This is a genomic window from Actinotalea fermentans, assembly GCF_007991475.1.
GTDB lineage: Bacteria > Actinomycetota > Actinomycetes > Actinomycetales > Cellulomonadaceae > Actinotalea > Actinotalea fermentans.
Genome location: NZ_BJYK01000014.1, coordinates 1 through 16,149 on the forward strand (window position 1 = coordinate 1; position 16,149 = coordinate 16,149).

10 protein-coding genes are annotated in these 16,149 nt (G+C 69.3%); 1 reads left to right on the forward strand and 9 read right to left on the reverse strand.

Annotated elements, in window-relative coordinates:
* The 7 genes from AFE02nite_RS16715 to AFE02nite_RS16745 form a co-directional block, all read right to left on the reverse strand.
* Nucleotides 1–2,180 (reverse strand): hypothetical protein (locus AFE02nite_RS16715; RefSeq protein WP_146820081.1); only part of this gene is annotated, 2,180 nt, incomplete at its 3' end.
* Between the two features lie 105 nt (nucleotides 2,181–2,285).
* Nucleotides 2,286–4,607 carry a hypothetical protein gene (locus AFE02nite_RS16720; protein ID WP_052113402.1) on the reverse strand — a complete coding sequence of 774 codons (2,322 nt, stop codon included), beginning with the start codon at nucleotides 4,605–4,607 and terminating at the stop codon, nucleotides 2,286–2,288.
* An 82-nt stretch (nucleotides 4,608–4,689) separates the two neighbouring features.
* Nucleotides 4,690–6,987 (reverse strand): hypothetical protein, encoded by a 2,298-nt coding sequence (locus AFE02nite_RS16725; RefSeq protein ID WP_034243597.1) that lies wholly within the window; start codon nucleotides 6,985–6,987, stop codon nucleotides 4,690–4,692.
* Nucleotides 6,988–7,034: 47 nt separating this feature from the next.
* Entirely contained in the window at nucleotides 7,035–8,642 is a 1,608-nt protein-coding gene (locus tag AFE02nite_RS16730) for a glycoside hydrolase family 43 protein (RefSeq protein WP_222594430.1), read from the reverse strand.
* Complete coding sequence (locus AFE02nite_RS16735) at nucleotides 8,639–9,475, reverse strand: carbohydrate ABC transporter permease (protein WP_052113401.1); 837 nt, start codon at nucleotides 9,473–9,475, stop codon at nucleotides 8,639–8,641. Before AFE02nite_RS16735 ends, AFE02nite_RS16730 begins: the two co-directional genes overlap by 4 nt.
* Nucleotides 9,475–10,332 (reverse strand): carbohydrate ABC transporter permease, encoded by an 858-nt coding sequence (locus AFE02nite_RS16740; protein WP_186814595.1) that lies wholly within the window; start codon nucleotides 10,330–10,332, stop codon nucleotides 9,475–9,477. The genes AFE02nite_RS16735 and AFE02nite_RS16740 overlap by 1 nt, the downstream gene beginning before the upstream one ends.
* A gap of 182 nt (nucleotides 10,333–10,514) precedes the next feature.
* Nucleotides 10,515–11,822, reverse strand: coding sequence for an ABC transporter substrate-binding protein (locus AFE02nite_RS16745; RefSeq protein ID WP_034243594.1), 1,308 nt, complete (start codon nucleotides 11,820–11,822; stop codon nucleotides 10,515–10,517).
* A gap of 205 nt (nucleotides 11,823–12,027) precedes the next feature.
* On the opposite strand from AFE02nite_RS16745, the gene AFE02nite_RS16750 reads away from it, so the two are divergent.
* The gene (locus AFE02nite_RS16750) at nucleotides 12,028–13,125 is read left to right on the forward strand and encodes a LacI family DNA-binding transcriptional regulator (protein WP_146820083.1); all 1,098 of its coding nucleotides are present in this window, start codon (nucleotides 12,028–12,030) and stop codon (nucleotides 13,123–13,125) included.
* Nucleotides 13,126–13,248: 123 nt separating this feature from the next.
* Here the strand turns inward: AFE02nite_RS16750 and AFE02nite_RS16755 are convergent, their stop codons facing one another.
* Both AFE02nite_RS16755 and AFE02nite_RS16760 read right to left on the reverse strand, forming a co-directional pair.
* Entirely contained in the window at nucleotides 13,249–14,031 is a 783-nt protein-coding gene (locus tag AFE02nite_RS16755; protein ID WP_034243592.1) for a hypothetical protein, read from the reverse strand.
* A gap of 13 nt (nucleotides 14,032–14,044) precedes the next feature.
* Nucleotides 14,045–16,144: an alpha-amylase family protein gene (locus tag AFE02nite_RS16760; RefSeq protein WP_034243589.1), complete on the reverse strand. Its 2,100-nt coding sequence runs from the start codon at nucleotides 16,142–16,144 to the stop codon at nucleotides 14,045–14,047.
* Nucleotides 16,145–16,149 lie beyond the last annotated feature (5 nt).

The window sequence follows — 16,149 nt, forward strand, 5'->3', positions numbered from 1 at the left end:
TCGTCCCCCTTGACCTTGCCCACCGCCCCGGAGAACGCCGTCTGGTCGGGTGCGCTCAGCCAGTACGACGTCATGTAGCCCTCGCACTGGATCCCTGGAGCGGCATAGCCGAGCATCGCGTGAGGTACCGACACGCCCTGCTGCATTCCCGCGAGACCGAGCTCTGCGACGTCGACCAGTTCAGGAACGCCTGCCTCGGTCGCGACAGCGAGTACGTCTCCGACGAACTCGAGGAAGACGTCTTCGACGTACGAGCCGCCCGGGATTGCGTCGCACACCACCCACCCGGTCGTCCTGAACCCGGCACGGGCGAGGAGCGTCTCCTCGGAGAACGGGACGTCCCACAGGAACATCCAGGAAGCGGCCACCTTTGCCGCGCGAACGGCGGCCTCGAGGTGCCTCGGCTTCCCGCCGAGGCGATAGGCCGTGATCAGCGACCGCATCGCGAAGAGGACACCGGTGGAGTCAACCTTGACCGACTTCAGCTGCGCAGTGTCGTTGAGCCCTCCGCAGTAGAGGACGTCGGGCCCGTAGGTCCGAGCGATGTAGTCGGCGGCTCGCAGCGCTGCTGCCCGGTACTCCTCGCGCCCGGTCAGGCGGTGCAGCGCCGCGAGGACCGGAACGGGGAACATCGTCCCGGACCCCTGCTCGAGGCTGCTCGCGCCGAACCACTCCGCGGGCTCCGTCAGCGGCTCCCCGTCGGGCGAGTAACCGCGGTACCAGGACCCGTCGGGTCGCTGCGTGGCGAGGAGGAAGGTGCCGAACCGCTCGCCGGCCGACAGCCACCCCGGCTGGCCCACCCCGTGCTTGCGCTCCTCCTCGTACCCCAGGAGGACGGCGAGGACGGCCTCGCACATCGTGCGCGTGTAGTTGCCGGCGACGTCCCGGAGCCGCTCGGCCACGGGTCCGAGGGCCTCCACCATCTGCGAGCCCAGGTATCGGCGCAGCGCCTCCTCGTCCTGCGCGTACTGGAACGGCATGAGGATCCCCGTGAACCAGTGCACGAACTGGCCGGTCTGGGTGTCGTAGAGCCCGTCGGCGAAGCCGTTCGGGTGCTGGCACTCGCGGACGAAGAAGTCGTTGACCCGCCGCGCGCGGTCGACCCAGAGCGGCACGCCGTCCCTGTGGCCGCGACGGAGTGCGGCGAGGGCGAGCAGCGACTGGGCACCGGTGAACCCGAACTCCAGCAACGAGCCGAGGGTGCGCCCGTTCCGTGGCGAGAAATGGAGGAGGTACCCGGCGGGCTCCCGCGGGTCCTCGGCGGCGGTCCACTGCCGGTAGTACTGCTGGGTCAAGGCGAACCTGTGATCCTCGATCCGCTCGATCGGGAGCGGGAGCGGCGACGGCGCCGTCCTGAGGTTGTCCCACTGGCGGCGCGACACGTCCCAGATCGCCTCGGTGAGATCGCGAGCGCGCACGACCCGGAACTCGTAGACAACGGTGCCGGTACGTCCATCGGTCACGGGCAGGAACCCGGCCCAGCCTCGGCCGGAGGTGTCGAGGCAGTAGGTCCTCTCCTCCCGGAAGGGGTACCCGGCCCGGAGGATGAGCGGGCCTTCCGGCAGGACGGCGATGCCGAGCGAGCCGATGTCGGACTCGGCCACGACCGCGCCGTCGCGCAGCTGGTCCGCCGTCACCGTGGCGTCGTGGGAGGGTGCGTTCGTGCGCGCCAGACTCAGCCCGACGCCCGCGTTCGGAAGGTAGGCGAGAGCCGCGAGGTGCCCGTTCCGGTCGTCGCGGAACTCGTGCACGTCGCCGCCGAGGTAGTCCTCCCGACCGTCGCGGTCGGTGTCGTTGCGGTTGTAGAGGTTGCCCGAGATGAAGAGCTGCCATTCGTCAGACGCGGCCGGCAAGGCGCTCTCGAGGATCAGGTCCCAGCGCAGGCCGGTGCACGTGCCGGCGGAGCGGACGTCGTACGACCGCCTGATCACGAGGGACGTGCCGTCGCGACCGGGCTCCCACCGATCGACGACGTTCACCTCGCAGCCGTCACCCGTCACGACGGCGGCGCTCGCCACGAGATGGTCCCCCTCCCGCACGACCGTGTCGTAGCTCAGCGTCACGGACGCCTTCGCCGTGGTCTCGACCCGGACGGGCGCGCTGGCTCGCGCGACGGTCTCTCCGTCAAGAACGACGGCGATGGCGACGCCAGCAGGGGACATCGTGACGTCGAACTCCATGATTCCTCGCAAGGTGGTCGGTGAGGTACGTCGGTTGGGGCGAGTCACGCCGCCGCGGGAGGAGTGGGTGCCGGTCGGGGCCGGCACCCACTCCGCTCGGTGGGGCTAGCGGGTCTGGGTGCCCATCCGCTCGAGCGCGAGTCGGCGGATCTCGCCGAAGTCGACGGTGCCGTACTTGTCACGGAGTGCATCGAGCCCGTACAGGGCCTGGGCGTTGACCAGTCCGTTGCACGTGTCGTTGTCGTCGCCCTTGACCTTGCTGGCGGCCCCCGAGAAGGCGGTGGCCTCGGGCGCGCTCAGCCAGTAGGCCGTCATGTAGCCCTCGCACTGGATCCCGGGCGCGACGTAACCGAGCATGTTCCCCGGGATCGACAGCCCGTACTGCATGCCGTTGAGGACGAGCTCGACGACGTCGACCAGCTCCGGCACCTCGCCGGCGACGGCGACGTCGAGCGTGTCGCCGAGGAACTCCAGGAACTCGTCGTCGACGTAGCTCCCGCCGGGGATCGCGTCGCAGACCGCCCACCCCGTCGTCCGGAACCCACCGCTCGCCAGGAGGCTTCCGTCGGGGAACGGGACGTCCCAGAGGAAGAGCCACGAGGTGAGGATCTTCGCCGCCTTGACGGCGGCCGCCAGGTGGCGCTCGTCGCCGCCGAGCCGATATGCGCGGATGAGGGAGCGCATGGCGAACATCACGCCCACCGAGTCGATCTTGACCGACTTGATGTGCGTCGTGTCGTTGAGCCCGCCGCAGTACAGCACCCCCGGCACGAAGGTCTCGGCGATGTAGTCCGCCGCCTTCAGGGCAGCCGCCTTGTAGTCGTCCCTCCCGGTGATCCGGTGGAGAGCCTCCAGGACCTCGACGGGGAAGATCGTGCCGGATCCCCGCTCCACTCGACTGCTCCCGAACCACTCGACAGGGTGCGTGAGCGGGTCGCCCTCGGGCGAGTACCCGCGGTGCCACGAGCCGTCGGCCCCCTGCGTCATGAGGAGGAACGCTCCGAACACCTCCCCCGCGGCCAGCCAGTCGGGGTGCTCGGTACCGTGGCGCAGCTCCTCCTCGTAGGCGAGCAAGAGCGGGTAGGCCGACTCGCACATCGTCCGCGTGTAGTTGCCCGGCACCTCGCGGAGCTCGGCGGCGATCGGCCCGAGTGCTCGGGTGATCTGGCTGCCCAGGAACGTCTTGAGGGTGGCCTCGTCGTCGGAGTACTGGAAGGGCATGAGGATGCCCGTGAACCAGGTCACGAACCGCTGGTGCAGCGGGTCGTAGATGCCCTGCGAGAAGCCGTTCGGGCTCTGGAACTCGCGAACGAAGAAGTCGAGGACCTGACGCCCGCGGTTGATCCAGAGCGGGACCTCGTCCCGGTGGCCTCGGCGGATGGCGTTCAGGGCGTGCAGCGACTGCGCGCCGGTGAACCCGTACTCGATGAGAGATCCCAGGGTCTTGCCGCTCCGGGGCGAGAAGTGCGTGAGGTAGCCGGCCGGCCGGCGCTCGTCCTCCTCCGACTCCCACGACTTGAAGTAGAGCTGGGTCAGGAGGAAGCGATGCTGCTCCAGCTCCTCGAGCGGCAGGGGCAGGGGCGCGGGGCGCGTGCCCAGGCGCAGCATCTGGCGCTGGGTCACGTCCCAGATCGCCTCGGTGAGGTCCTCGGCGCTGAAGAGTCGCACCTCGTACTGCACGCCGGCGGCACGGCCCCGCTCGATCGGCAGGTAGCCGGCCCAGGCCCGGCCGCTCGTCTCCAGGCTGAAGGTCCGCTCCTCGCCGAAGGGGTAGCCCGCACGCAGGACGAGGGGGCTCTCCTCGGCGAAGACGACGCCGAGCGACCCGATGTCGGAGTCCTTCACGACCACGCCACTGGCGAGCTCGTCGGTGTCGAGCGCGACGTCGTACCTCGGGACGCTCGTGCGGGCCAGCGAGAGACCCTGGCGGGTGGTCGGCAGGTAGGCCAGCACGGCGAGGTGGCCGTTCCGGTCGTCGCGGTACTCCTGGACGTGGCCCCCGAGGTAGTCCTCGCGCCCGTCCAGGTCGGTGTCGTTCCGGTTGTACAGGGCACCGGTGACGTAGAACTGCCAGTCCGCCTGGGCCGCGGCGAGCGAGGACTCGAGGAGCAGCTCGGCGCGGACGCCCGCGGCGGAGCCCGGCTCGAGGACGGTGATGGACCGGTCCACGAGGAAGCCGTCGCCCTGCTCGGACGGCGTCCAGACGTCCTCGACGCGGACGCGCGTGCCGTCGCCCAGTGCGGCATCGACCCGGCAGCGGGTCCCTTCACCGTCGGCTTCGACGGTGTCGTAGCCCAGCGCCACCGCACCGCCGTCGCTGGTGGCCAGTCGTACGGGGGTGGGCGCGACGAGGACGTCCGCGCCGTCGCTGCGGAGCACGAGGCCGTTGCCGTTGCCGTTTGGTGCGGAGGACAGGTGGAGAGCCATGCGTTTCACTTCCTGTAGTCGGAGAGGAGGGGACATCCGGTGCCGCCCCGTGGACGCCTCGCATCGCGGGCGTCGTGGGCGTTCATGACCAACCGAGCCGTCGCCGGATCTCGGTGAACTCCGTCGTGCCGTACCTGTCGGCGAGCAGGTAGAGGCCGTACGCGGCCTGCGCGTTGGTCAGCGCGTTGCACGTGTCGTTGTCGTCGCCCTTGACCTTGTTCACCGCGCCGGAGAAGGCCGTGACGTCGGGGGCGCTGAGCCAGTACGAGGTGAGCACCCCCTCGCACTGGAGACCGGGCGCCACGTAGCCGTGGTCGTTCTCCGGGGTCGAGAGGGCATGCTGCATCCCGTACTCGACCAGCTCGGCGACCTCGAAGAGCGCCCGCTCGCCCGACAGCTCGGCGACCCGGACGAGGTCGGCGGTGAACTCGAGGAACTCGTTGTCGAGGTAGCTGCCCGAGGCGATCACGTCGCACCCCGCCCAGCCGGTCGACCGGAACCCCGCTCGCGCCAGCAGGCTTCCCTCGGGCATCGGGACGTCCCACAGGTACACCCATGAGCAGAGCACCTTGGCCGCCTTGACCGCAGCCGCGAGGTAGCGCGGCTCGCCGGTCGCCTCGTGGACGGTCAGGAGCGATCGCATCAGGAACATCACGCCCACGGCGTCCGTCTTCACGGACTTGACGTGCGTGGTGTCGTTCAGCCCTCCGACGTACACCGTCGGCTCGACCTGGGCGTCGATGATGTAGTCGGCCGCCTTGCGCGCCGCGTCGAGGTATCGACCGTCCCCCGTGATCCGATGCAGGGCCACGAGGACGGGGACGGGGAAGATGGTTCCGCTCTTCTGTTCCACCTCCGAGGCGCCGAACCAGCTCGCGGGCGACGTGAGGCCCTGGCCGCTCGTGCTGTAGGCCCGGTACCAGGAGCCGTCGCTCGCCTGACTGCGCAGGAGGAACTCGCCGAAGCGACACGCGGCCTGGAGCCAGTCCTCGTGCTCGACGGCGTGCGCACGCTCCAGCTCGTAGGCCAGGAGCAGGGGCCAGAACGACTCGCACATCGTTCGCGTGTAGTTGCCTTCGACCCCCCGTAGCTCCCGCGCCACGGGCATCAACGCCTCGGCGACCTGCTTGCCGACGAAGCGGCGGACGTCCTGCTCGTCCTCGGCGTACTGGAACGGCATGAGGATGCCCGTGAACCAGTACACGAACCGGTCGTGGACGGGGTCGTAGATGCCCTGAGGCATCCCGTTGTCGAGCTGGCAGTGCCGGACGAAGAAATCGATCACTGATCGCGCCCGATCGCGGTAGAGCGGGACCCGGGTTCGATAGCCGTACTCCAGCTGTGCCCACGCGACGAGCGTCTGGTCGCCGGAGAACCCGAACTCGATGAGGGACCCCTGCACGTCGCCGGTCCGCGGGGAGAAGTGCACCAGGAAGCCGGCCGGCTCCTTGGGGTTCTCCTCGGCGGTCCACCGGCGGTAGCTCAGCTGGGTCGCCAGCTGGCGGTGCTCGAGGGCGTCGTCGAGCGTCACCCCCGGATCGGGGCGGCTAGTGCCCAGGAGCCTCCGCTGGCGCTCGAAGAGCCGCCAGATCGCCTCCGTGAGGTCGCCCGTCGAGTCGACGCGGAGCTCGTAGGCGAGCTCGATCACCTGCCCCGTCTCGACCGGGCAGAACGCCTCCCAGCCTGTGCCGGCCATGTCGAGGCAGAAGGTCCGCTCCTCCCGGAACGGGTACTCGGCGTGGAGGACCGTAGAGCCGTCCGGGCGGGTGATGACCCCCAGGGAGCCGATGTCCGTGGGCTGAAGCACGCGCCGCCCGAGGAGCTCCTCGCGGGTCAGCGCGGCGTCGGACGTGGGGGCCGACGTGCGCGCGAGCGAGAAGGTCGAACCCGTCACCTCGCACCGGGTCAGCACAGCCAGCACGCCGTTCTTGTCGTCACGGAGCGCCTGGTCGAACGTGCCGAGGTAGTCCTCCACCCCGTCCCCGTCCGAGTCGTTGCGGTTGTAGAGGGTGCATGGCAGGAAGTACTGCCAGGCGCCCCCGCCGCCTGGGCTCGTCGCCGCCGCCTCAAGCTCCAGCCGCATGCCGGCGCCCTCCCGGGCCTGCCTGACCTCCACCCGCCGCGTCAACGCGACGGCATCCGGCGCGACCACCCGGTAGATGTCGACGATGTCGAGGGCGAGCTCTCCCGGCACCTCGACGGTCGCCGTGCAACGGACGGTCTCGCCGGAGGCGTCGAAGGTGTCGTACTGCGTGGCCATCGGCGCACCGCGTGTCGGGACGACGACGATCGGCCGATGGACCACCATCGTGGCCCTTCCTCGGCGGAGGCCGACGACGGACTCCGGGGAGCCGTCGACCTGGAGGGTGACTGCCGACATGAGGGTCTCTCCTTGTGCGGGTTCTGGTCGGCGGACGGGGAGGCGGGTCAGCTGCCTGCTGCGACGTGACACGAGTCCTCGCGGTCGAGCTGCCCGTGCGAGGACGCGCGGGGGGCCGGCCGGTAGTCGAACCAGTCGAAGCGCGCGACGGTGCCCGACCCTGCGCTGGACGTCGCTGCGTACATGCCGACGAAGACGCCGGTGAAGCCGCCCGCGAACTCTGCGCTGAGGAACTTCGCGTCACGCGGCTGAGTGCGCGCGACCCGCCCGGAGCTGTCGCTCACGCTGAAGGTGTAGGAGTCGGCGCTGCCCTCGACGCTGATCACGACATCCGGGCCCTCGACGACGCCCACCACGGAGGTGATGTCGAGCCGCCCGAGCCGCGTCCTGAGGACCGCCTCCATGGCCGCGCCGGCACGGCGCAACCCCAGGGCGTAGAAGTGCTCCTCGTTCATCCGCACGGCGATGCCGGCCTCGTCCCCGTCCTCCCGCGCGTCGAGGACGAGGCGCGTCTCCGCGACGAAGTCGTAGTGCTGCTGGCGACGTCCGACGAAGCACGGGAAGCGCTCCGCGAGGCCGGTGCGAGGCGACAGGGTCAGCCAACCCGGGCGTGCGAGGATCGCCTCCGGGGCCATCGGCCGCCTGACGAAGGCCCACTCCGGCCCGAGGGTGGCGGCGTCGAAGTCGTCGCGCACGACGTGCCGGGGCGGTGGCGCAGCGGGCAGAGCAGGGCGCGTCTGGTCGACTTCGATCACTGCTCGCTCGCCGACGATCGGCCACCCGTCCGGCGTCCAGCGCACGGCGGCCAGCAAGGTCTCCCGGCCGAGGAGGTGCCTCGGCCACTGACCGACCGGGCGCACCCCGAGGCAGACCATCCACCAGTCGCCGTTCGGCAGGGTGACGAGGTCGGCGTGACCGACGGCCTGAAAAGGGCTGACGATGCTCCGATGGCTCACGATAGGTCCGTGCGGCGAGGCCGCGAACGGTCCCCACGGCGACGTCGAGCGCCCGACGGTCACCATGTGCCCGTACTCCGTCCCCCCTTCGGAGATGACCAGGTAGTAGAAGGAACCGCGCCGGAACAGGTGCGGCGCCTCCGGGTACCGACCACCGGTGCCACCCCAGATGAACCGCGGCTCCTGCAGCACAGCGCCCGTCAGCGGGTCCACCAAGGACTGCTGGATGCCGCGCTCGAAGTGGGGATCTGCGACATGGGGTCCCGCGGGGTCCGGTTCGATGTTCGACGTGAAGTAGACGTGTCCCTCGTCGAAGAACAGCGACGGGTCGATGCCGTTCTGGTCCACCCACACCGGGTCGGACCAGGGGCCGGCCGGATCCTCCGCGTGGACGATGAAGTGGCCGCGGTCCGACACGTTGGTGGCGGTCACGTAGAAACGCCCGTCGTGGTGCCGGATGGTCGGCGCGAAGATCCCGCCGGACGCCGGCGCCCGCGTCAGGTCGAGTTGACTCTCCCGGTCGAGCACGTGGCCGAGCGGCTGCCACGAGACGAGGTCCCGGCTCGTGAAGATCGGGAGGCCCGGGAAGTACTCGAACGAGCTCGTCACGAGGAAGTACTCGCCCCCGACGCGGCAGATGCTGGGGTCCGGGTGAAACCCCGGGATGACCGGGTTGGTGAAGGTGCGCACCTCGGTCACCCCTTCACCGCCCCGACCATGAGACCCTCGACGAGGTACCGCTGCAGGAAGAGGAACAGCACGAGGACCGGCAGCACGGTGACGACGCCGGAGGCGAGCAGCGGTCCCCATTCCACCGTCAGGTTGCCCATGAACCCCGCGACGCCGAGCGGCAGGGTCTTGTCCGCGTCCGAGTTCACGAGCACCAGCGGGAAGAGGTACTCGTTCCACGAGAAGATGAACGAGAAGACGGCAATGACGATGACGCCCGGGCGCGCGATCGGCAGCATGACACTCCACAGCACGCGCAGGTGCGAGGCGCCGTCGACCCGACCAGCCTCGAACAGCGCCTTGGGGATCTGGATGAAGAAGCTCCGGAGCATCCAGATGCAGAACGGCACTGTGAGCACGAGCTCGACGAGCACGAGGCCGGCGACGCTGTCGACGAGACCCATCTGGCTGAGGATCCGATAGGCGGGTACGACGATGACGACGCCCGGGAACATGTAGGTGAACAGGATGAGCCGACCGGCCGCCTGGCCCAGCCGCGTGTCGAAGAACGCGAGGCTGTAGGCGCCCATCACGGACACCACGACAGTGAGCGAGGTGACGGCGACCGCGACGAGGACGCTGTTGCCGACCCAGGTGAGCACGGGCGACGCCGCGAACAGCTGGCCGTAGCTGTCGAGCGTGAAGCGCGAGGGCACCAGGTCACCGGTGAACAGCTCAGCGGGATGCGTCACCGACGAGATGAGCAGCCAGTAGAACGGGAACGTGACGTAGATCGTGGCCGTCACGATGGCGAGCCACAGGGCGGCCCGCGGGCTGACGCGGGCGAGAACCGACCGTGCCATCAGTACTTCCTCTCCGCACGCCGCATGTACGCGAAGTAGATGCCGGCGATGAGCGCGATGGTGATGAGCGTGAGGACCGCCCACGCGCCGGCCTCTCCGACCTGCAGGCCGTTGAAGGCCACGTCGTAGGTCTTGACCGGGAGGATCATCGTCCGGTCCGCCGGCCCGCCCCTCGTGCCCAGGTAGACGAGGTCGAAGTTGTTGAAGTTGAACATCGTGAAGATCATCGCGACCGTGAGGAGGATGCCTCGCAGGTGCGGCAGGGTGACGTTGAGGAAGGTGCGGAGCCGGCCCGCACCGTCGACCGACGCGGCTTCGACGAGCTCTTTCGGCACGCTCTGCAGCCCGGCGAGCAGGATGATCATGGTGAAGGGCACGCCGCGCCAGACGTTGACGCCGATGACCGTCCCGAGCGCCAGGGACTGGTCGGAGAACCAGGCCAGGTCGCCCCAGGCAGGGTTGACGGTCCCGAGCAACCCGTTGATGACGCCGTAGAGGTCGTTGAGCATCCACTTCCAGATGAGGGCGACGACGACGACGGGCGTCACCCACGGGAGCAGGAAGAGGCCACGAAGCAGCCCTCGCCCCCGGAACCGCTGGTTGAGCAGCATGGCGAAGGCCAGACCGAGCGCGATCTGGAGGACGACGGACGCGCCGGTCCACAGGAGCGAGCGGCCCAGCGTCTGCCAGAACGCCGGGTCGCCGAGCAACTCGCTGTAGTTCTCCAGGCCGACGAACTCCGCGACCGGCCGCAGGAAACTGCGGTCCGTGAAGCTGTCGGCGACGACGGTGGCCAGCGGCACGCCCATGAGCAGGACGATCACGGCGGCCGCCGGGACCAGCAGAGCGACGCTCACGATGAGGTCCCGGCGCCCGTTGCGCCCCCGGCGCCTGGTGTGCGATCCGCGGCCCGCGTCAGGGCGCGGCCCTGCGGCGCGAGGGCGCTCGCGCAGCGCGGCATTGGCGGTCATGTCGTCCTCCGGACGTTGGGGGGGCGGGCGACCCGGGAGGCCGCCCGCCCCCGCTCGGTTGGTCGGCGTCAGTTGCCGATCGACTCACGCATCTCGTCGGCGATCCGCGTCGCGGCCGCCTGCGGGTCCTCGCCCTGCTCGATCACGGCGGTCGCCGCCTGCGCGACGAGGTTGAGGCTCTCCCACTCTCCGGCGTGCGGATTCGGCAGGCCGAACACCCAGGCGTCGGGGAGAGTCGTGCCAACCGCGGCGAGCAGCTCCCCGGCAGCGACGACCTTCTCGTTCGTCTGGTACGTCTCGCTCTCGTGCACCGCGTCGATGACGGGGACGAACGAAGCGGGGTTGATGAGCACGAACTGCTCGTATGCCTGCGGGTCGAGCAGGTATGCGAGGAAGTCGCGGGCCTCCTCCGGATGCTCCGTCGTGTTGAAGGCGTAGAGCGACACGTTGCCCATGAACGCCCCGGCGCCGCCGTTGGACGGCACGGGGACTGCGCCGAACTGCTCAGCGACGTCAGCACCGGCCGCCTCGAGCGCGCCCTGCATCCAGCTGCCGTAGACGAACATGCCGAGCTTGCCCGTCGTCATCGCGGCCTGCGCCTCGGGCCGGTCATAGCCCCCGGCGCCGGGTGGGGAGTACTGCGCGAGGGAGGAGTAGAACTCGAGTGCCTCGACGGCCTCGGGGGCGTCGAACGTCACCGTGTCCGGGTCGTTCCGGTCCACCAGGTCGCCACCGTTGGCCAGGATCATGCTGTACAGGCTCTGGGTGGTCACATAGCTCTTCGACGACGGGATGAGGATCCCGTACTGGTCGTCGTGTGTCAGCGCCGCGGCGGCCGCCTCGAGCTCGTCCCAGGTGGTCGGCGGCTGGAGGCCGGCAGCCTCGAACATCGGCTTGTTGTACCAGAGCACAACGGAGTTGGTGGAGTAGGGCAGCGCGAAGTACTCGCCGTCGGGCGTCTTGCTCAACTCGACCAGGGACGACGCGGTGTCCGCCCACGCCTCCTCACCGCCGATCGCCTCGACGACGTCATTCAACGGGAGGAGGACGCCCTGCTCCTGGAGCGACGCCGCGAAGGCCGCCGAGCCGAGAGTGACGTCGGGCGCGTTGCCGCCCTGGAGCGCGGCCTGCCACTTGGTGAAGATGTCTGACCACGGCACTGTCACGAGGTTGACGTTGACGTTCGGGTTCTCCGCCTCGTACTTCTCGATCATCGTCTCGAGCACGGAGATGACGGCCTCGTCGGCCTCCGGGTTCCAGAACTCGAGCTCGATCGCGTCCGAGTCGGCGGACTCAGCCCCTGAGCAACCGGCCAGAACACCGGTGAGCGAGAGGGCAAGGGAGACCGCGAGGTACTTCCTGGTTCGGCGTGGCATGTCGTTACCCTTCTTTGACGAGCGTCGTCGCTCGGCGCCGGGGAGGTGGATCCCGAAAGATTTTCCAGGAATCTTTCGGTCCGGTCGGCACGTTACACGGGCGACATGCGCTCCGCAACGCCCCGAACCCTAATCGTGATGTGGCGCTTGTGCGGAAGCGGTCCACCCGGTACGGTCGAAATACTTTCGACCTCGACATGCACTGATGGGAGTCCCGGTGGGCGCTCGTCCAACCCTGGCCGATGTGGCAGCCCAGGCGAACGTCTCGATGGCCACGGTCTCGAAGGTGCTCAACGGGCACCGCGACGTGGCGGCCAGCACGCGGGCGAGGGTCATCCGTGCGATCGATTCCGTCGGCTACCGCAACCCGGCCGCGCGGGCCCACGCCGCCCAGATGCCTCAGGTCCTCGTTCTCACCGACGGGATCCTGACGGTCTACACGGCGACCCTCCTGCACGGCATGGTCGCGGCGGGACGGTCTCAGGGCGCCGACGTCGTCGTGCGGTTCGGGATCGGCCCGCACACGGACGACGACGCGCCCGAGAAGTCCTTGCCGCTCGGCTGTATCGGCATCGTCGCCATCACCTACGGCATGCGCAGCATCGGGCTGCTCGAGGCCCAAGCGAACTTGCCCGTCGTGGTGATCGACCCGTCGGAGGTGCAGCCGGCCGACTGGATGACGATCGGCGGCACAAACTGGGCGGGCGCCAAGGCCGCCACGGAGCACCTCATCGGACTCGGTCATCGGCGCATCGGCTGGGTCGGTGGGCCGCCGGAGTCGGAGGCGTCGACGGACCGCCTGCACGGGTACCGTGCGGCGCTCCAGTCCGCCGGCATTCCGCTCGACGACTCGATCGAGACGAACGGGGACTTCAGCGTGGAGTTCGGCCGGTCGGCGGCTCCGCCACTGCTCGGACTCGAGAACCGTCCCACGGCACTGGTCGCCGCCAACGACGAGATCGCGATCGGAGTCATCGAAGCTGCACGCTCCCTGGGCTTGCGGATCCCTGAGGACTTGTCGGTCACCGGCTACGACGGCATCCCACAGGCTTCATGGACCACGCCGCGCTTGACGACGGTCTTCCAGCCCCTTGCCGATATGGGGCGAATGGCGGTTCGGATGATCGTCGAGAGTGCACGGGGCAACCCGCCGGAGTCCCGCCACATCCAGCTCGTCACCCGACTTCTGGTCAACGAGTCGACCGCACCGCCGAGTCGTGCGATGTCCTCAGCGACCGCCCTTGGGTACCGTTCGACCATGGACGGCGTCGCGCTGTCTGCGCCCGCTGGGCACTCCAGTTGACGTCCCACCGCCGCTCGCCGGGTCGGCGACCCGCGGCCTCTCTGCCCCGACGCAGCGCGCCGGGGCAGAGGGCAGCCGTCGGACGTCAGTGCATCGGGGGCACGACCGGCGGCGTGTCCGGGGTCACGGCCGACGAGCGGCGCGCCCGGCGCTGACGAGGCGTCCGAGAACGCCGGCCTTCTCGGCCGCAGGTGCAGCGAGGAACTCCTCCGCGCCCGTGCGGTCCATCGACAGCGCCAGGGACACCTTCTTGCCGCGGCTCTCCTGCCAGGCGACCACCCGGTTCAGCACCGGGCCGATGGCACCGGTGACGTCGACCAGTGAAGGGTCGGCAGTGGTGATCGAGGTGACCTTCCACTCGTCGTCGAAGTCGAGCACGAGGGAGGCCCAGAGGGAACCGCTGTCGTGCACCCCGAGCACCACCGTGCTGCCCGGCGCGACGAGGGCCCTCGCGGCGGCGTTCACCGCGTCGAGCGACGCTCCCGTCCTCCACTGCAGGCCGAGGATGTCCCGCGCAGGTCCGGGGTACGTCACGACCCCTTCCGGGTACTCGTCGAGGAGCGCGTACGTGCGCTGGACGAACACGTCCAGGTCCTCGTCGATGTTCCAGGAGTCCTGCAGGGCCGCGAAGTAGCTGTCGACGGCGCCACGCTCCATGACGACGACGAAGTCGACCGACTCGCGGTTCGCCTCGTACAGCCGCTGGGCCAGCGCGCGGGGTTCGTTGACCCGCTCCACGGCTCCGACGCACGTCGCGCCGCTCGTGTGCCGGAACTTGACGACGTCGCCGTCCTCGTGGATGACCACGAGCCGGCGGGCCGCCTTGGCCGAGCGCAGCAGGAGCGCCTGCGCGTTGCGCCACTGGTCGACGTCGATGTCGGCCATGAGAACGTCTTGGTGCAGCATGTGCTTCTTCCTCTCAGGCGGTGACGGTGCACCGGTAGACGTGGATCGAGTACGGCGGCACCCGCTCGGCGATGACGGGGCCGCTCGGTTCGACGTCGCGGTCGTCCCAGATCTCGTGGACCTCCTTGAGGTCCACGCCGAGCGACACCTCCGCGTCGACGGGCTCCGCCGTCGGGTTGGCGACGAAGACCAGCCTCGCGGAGGGATCGTGTGGATCGGAGTGCACCGCCACGTCCAGCCGGGCGTCGTTGGTCGCGACCTCGTGGACGCCGGCCGTGCGGAGCACGCGCGCGACGGCGGTCGGGACCGACGCGAGGTCACCCACGACCGTGATCGATCCCGCGCCGAGCCGTGAAGTACGGACGCCCGCCTCCGCGGCATCGTCACCAAGAGCATCGGACAGGATCGTGCACGGGCGCATGAGGCTGTCGAGCTCGGGAACCTTGGGCCCGATCAGGACGCTTCCACCCTTACGGGCGAAGTCCACGAGGGCCCTCTGCACGCGCGCGTCGAGGTACTCAAGCGTCGCCAGGACGACCACCTTTCGACCGCCCCACCGATCGGGCCGGAGATCGGTGTCCGACAGCACGGTGCCCGCTCCGGTCGCCGCGAGCGCCTCGGTGAACGCCCCGAACCACGTGCCCTTGGCGAGCTGCACAGGCTCCGCGAACCCGAGCGTGGCTTCGCTGACGGTCAGCGCGCCCGCGTACTCGGAGAACCCCGAGGGCGTCTCAAGGAAGTCACCTGGGAAGGAGACCAGGACGCTCGTCGCCTCGAGCCGGTCGTACTCGCGGTTGGCGAGCAGGAGGACGTCGGCGTCGCGGCGGAACCGATGGAACTCGCCGCGCTCGAGCATCGCGTTGACGTTGCCGAACATCGCGACCTTCTCGGGGCGCTCTCGCCCATCGCGCCGGACCGGCGAGTCGAGCCACCGGTCCCGCTCGACGAGCATGTAGCGCGAGAAGCCCTTGATGCCCTGCATGAGAGCCGCCTTGGTCACGAACTCCTCGTCGTGCCAGTCGCCGGGGTTGAGGTACCAGGGCCACACGCCGGCGATGAACTCCGGGATGTACGGGTACCTGCTGGTGCCGACGACGTACGAGGCGACGGTCTTGACGTGGGAGAACAGCTCCTTGCGGGAGTAGATGTCGAAGCCGGTGAAGTCGAGCTTCTCCTCCAGGCGCATCAGGTTGAACGGCGTGGTGAACCCCGACGCCGCACCGCCCGGCCCGAGCGGGTGCGGGTAGTTGTGGAAGAGCGCGATCCCGCCCAGCCCACGCTGGCGCATCATGCCCGCGAGCCGGTCCATGGCGGTGACGAGGTACTCCTCGCGGTACTCGGCCCAGTCCGCGTACCAGGGGATCTCCGCCTTGTCGGTGGCGGCGAACCGGCGAGGCGGTTCGACGTCGGCGATGTCGGCGTAGTCGCGTGAGTAGGCGGCGTTGACCGACTGCAGATCGCCGTACTTGTCGACCACGAACCGCCGGTACGCCTCGACGGACTCGGGCGAGTAGTCGGCGATATAGGCGTTGACGCCGAAGAAGTAGGCCATCTCGTTGTCGACCTGAGCGGCGACGATGCCGCCCTGGGGATACGCGTGCTTGGCGAGGATGGCGCAGATGGCGTCGTACCACAGGGCGGTCTCGTCGAAGAACGCGTCCGAGGCGTAGTTGAGCGCGGGAATCGGCTTGGGCACCTGGGTCAGAATGACCTTCGAGCCACGGCCGCTCTTGGCGAGCAGCCGCTCGTCGGCCAGGATCCGCTTGGGGTAACCGAACCAGGTCAGCTCCGAGTTGATCTGCGGCCCCGGCCGGACGATGACCTTGAAGCCCTTCTCCTCACAGAGGGTGAGGAACGCATCGATGTCGTTCGAGGGGTTGATCTCGCCGAAGTCGAAGCGGCCCTTCTCGATCTCGTGCACCTCCCATGGGATGTAGATCGAGATCATCGTGAAGCCCATACGCCTGACGGACTCCAGGATGCCGTCCCACTTCTCGCGCTCGAGCCGCCAGTAGTGCACTGCGCCGCCGTACAGACGTGCCGGCTCGCCCGCGAGGGCGAGGGCACCGTCCTGAATCGTCACGGGGCGCGAAGTGCCGGTGTCGTGTGCCACGACTG

Coding starts and splice junctions, on each gene's coding strand:
- AFE02nite_RS16720 (WP_052113402.1), bottom strand. CDS start 4,607: ATGGCTCTCCACCTGTCCTCCGCACCAAACGGCAACGGCAACGGCCTC.
- AFE02nite_RS16725 (WP_034243597.1), bottom strand. CDS start 6,987: ATGTCGGCAGTCACCCTCCAGGTCGACGGCTCCCCGGAGTCCGTCGTC.
- AFE02nite_RS16735 (WP_052113401.1), bottom strand. CDS start 9,475: ATGGCACGGTCGGTTCTCGCCCGCGTCAGCCCGCGGGCCGCCCTGTGG.
- AFE02nite_RS16745 (WP_034243594.1), bottom strand. CDS start 11,822: ATGCCACGCCGAACCAGGAAGTACCTCGCGGTCTCCCTTGCCCTCTCG.
- AFE02nite_RS16750 (WP_146820083.1), top strand. CDS start 12,028: ATGGGAGTCCCGGTGGGCGCTCGTCCAACCCTGGCCGATGTGGCAGCC.
- AFE02nite_RS16755 (WP_034243592.1), bottom strand. CDS start 14,031: ATGCTGCACCAAGACGTTCTCATGGCCGACATCGACGTCGACCAGTGG.